Source organism: Clostridium sp. DSM 8431 (assembly GCF_900116755.1).
Lineage (GTDB): Bacteria > Bacillota > Clostridia > Clostridiales > Clostridiaceae > Clostridium.
On the sequence record NZ_FPBY01000276.1, the window covers coordinates 1 to 2,537 of the forward strand.

2 protein-coding genes are annotated in these 2,537 nt (G+C 30.2%); one reads left to right on the plus strand and one right to left on the minus strand.

Going from position 1 to position 2,537, the window contains the following annotated elements:
- Positions 1 to 15: 15 nt before the first annotated feature.
- On the plus strand, positions 16 to 2,058 hold the full coding sequence (locus BM384_RS16620) for a carbohydrate-binding domain-containing protein (protein ID WP_139232164.1): 2,043 nt from the start codon (positions 16 to 18) through the stop codon (positions 2,056 to 2,058).
- Between the two features lie 25 nt (positions 2,059 to 2,083).
- On the opposite strand, the gene BM384_RS16625 is transcribed toward BM384_RS16620, so the two are convergent.
- Positions 2,084 to 2,467 (minus strand): alpha/beta fold hydrolase, encoded by a 384-nt coding sequence (locus tag BM384_RS16625; RefSeq protein WP_090015319.1) that lies wholly within the window; start codon positions 2,465 to 2,467, stop codon positions 2,084 to 2,086.
- Positions 2,468 to 2,537 lie beyond the last annotated feature (70 nt).

Genomic DNA, 2,537 nt, shown 5'->3' on the forward strand with positions numbered 1-2,537 from the left:
AAGGAGGAACTTATTTTGAAAAAGAAATTAATAATAACTTTAAGTATAGTAGCACTAGCTTCAGCACTAACTCTCGGAATAGCGATTCCAAAAATAATGAATAATAATACTACTGTAACTACAGCTACTGAAAGTGCTACTGCCTCAAATGGAATCTCTCTTCATGAAGTGAAGTACAAAGATGCTATTACAAAAGAAGATACTAATACAACTATAAATTTAGGAAATACAATTACTATCGATGGAGAAAACTCAGGTGCTACTATAGATAATAATAATACTGTAACTATAACTTCAGCTGGTTTATATAACATAACTGGAACTTTATCAGATGGTCAAATTATTATAAACACAGAAGACAGTAAGAATGTAAAAATATTATTAAATGGAGTTAATATAACTTCATCTACAGGTCCAGCCATAAATATCATTAATGGTGATACTATATTTACACTAGCTGATAATACTCAAAACATTCTAACAGATTCATCTAACTATAACTTTGAAGAAAATACAGATGAACCTGATTCAACTATCTTTAGCAAGGATGACATAACTTTTAATGGTACAGGTACTCTTACAGTAAATGCAAATTATAAATCTGCCATTAAAAGTAAAAATGATTTAACCTTCTTAGGTGGAACTTATAATATAACTTCCCTTGGTGATGCCATAAAAGGAAAAGATTCTGTAATAATTACTGATGGAACATATAATATAACTTCTACAGGAGATTCTATATCTTCTACTAATACAGAAGAAGATACAGGTTATGTAGAAATCCATAACGGAAACTTTAATTTAACTTCTGAGAAAGATGGAATTCAAGCTGAATCAAACTTAATAATACTTGATGGAAACTTTGATATTAAAACAGGTGGTGGTAGCGAAAATTCTACAAAAAGCAATAATCCTACATTAGATGGTAATATGACTATGCCTGATGGTAATACAAAAATTGGCACTCCTCCTAATAATGGAGAAATGAATATGCCAAATGGTAATAACAAAATGGGTACACCTTCTAATGGTAATAAAAATACAAATATGCCTTCAAAAGATACATCTAATGAATCATCTACTGATGAAACTAATAGTGTAAGCCAAAAAGCCCTAAAATCATCTGCAACCTTAGAAATAGATGGTGGTACTTTCAATATTAATTCCTGTGATGATTCTATACATTCAAATGTTGATACTATTATTAATAATGGTGAAATCAATATTGAATCTGGTGATAAAGGAATTCATGGGGATACAAATGTAGAAATAAATGGAGGTACTATAAATATAACAAAATCTTATGAAGGTCTTGAAGCATCATATATTACTATAAATGATGGTACAGTAAAGGTTGTAGCTAGTGATGATGGTTTAAATGCCAGCGATGGATCAGGAACTGATACTTTTAACCCAGGACAAGTCAGCGATTCAGATCTTAATATAACTGTTAATGGTGGTTATTTAACTGTAGATGCTTCTGGTGATGGTCTTGATTCAAATGGTTCTATTTTTATAAATGGTGGTACTACCCTTGTTAATAGTTCTGTTTCAGGAGCAGATAGTACCTTAGATTCTGATGGAAAAATTCAAATTAATGGTGGTATTTTAGTTGCAACTGGAAGCTCAGGAATGGTTGAAGCTCCAGATAGCTCATCCACACAAAATGTAATTAATGCTACTTTAACTTCAAAAGAGGCTAATACATTAATTAATGTACAAGATGAAAATGGTAATAATATTATTACTTATGCGCCAAGCAAAGCATATTCATCTGTAATAATTTCTACTCCTAAGTTAGAATCTAATAAAACTTATACAGTTTCATATGGAGGAGCTTCTGATGGAACTTCTGAAGATGGTATATATTCCTCATATTCAGGAGGAACTAAAATCGGAACAGTTACTACTTCAAGTACTGTAAATAATATTTCTGAAAATGGAGCTACTAATTCATCAAACTTCCAAAAAGGAGGCCAAGGAAGAGGTCAAAAAGGAAATATGAATAATTCAACTACTAGTTCAAAATCAACAGCTACTTCTAGTAATAATATCTAAAAAATGGAGATATTTCTGAATTTTATTAATCAGATATATCTCCATTATTTATTATTAAAATACTATTTTTTAATATCTTTCTATCTATAAAATCATATACCATATCTTTAATTTTATCTTTCTCAGAAATACATACTAAATGTCTTCCTCCCTTAAGTATTGCAAGCTCAGAATCACTAATTACTTCATGAAGTTTTTCAGAATATCTAGGATAAGCTATAATTTCATCTCCTCCTGTGAAAATAAATGTTGGCACTTTAATTTTATCAAGACAATCACTTATATCTATAGCTTCATCAATACAAAAATCTGCTATTGTATTTCCTAGGGGTTCCATTGTTTGTAGAGCTTTCATTACATCTTCATTATCAGTATGTCCAGCTGCTTTCATAAGCCAGTTTACATCCATTTCTCCGTTGCCAAAACCTTATAAAACTTTATAAAGCATGTTTAATTCCTTATTCAACGTGTCCTATTTT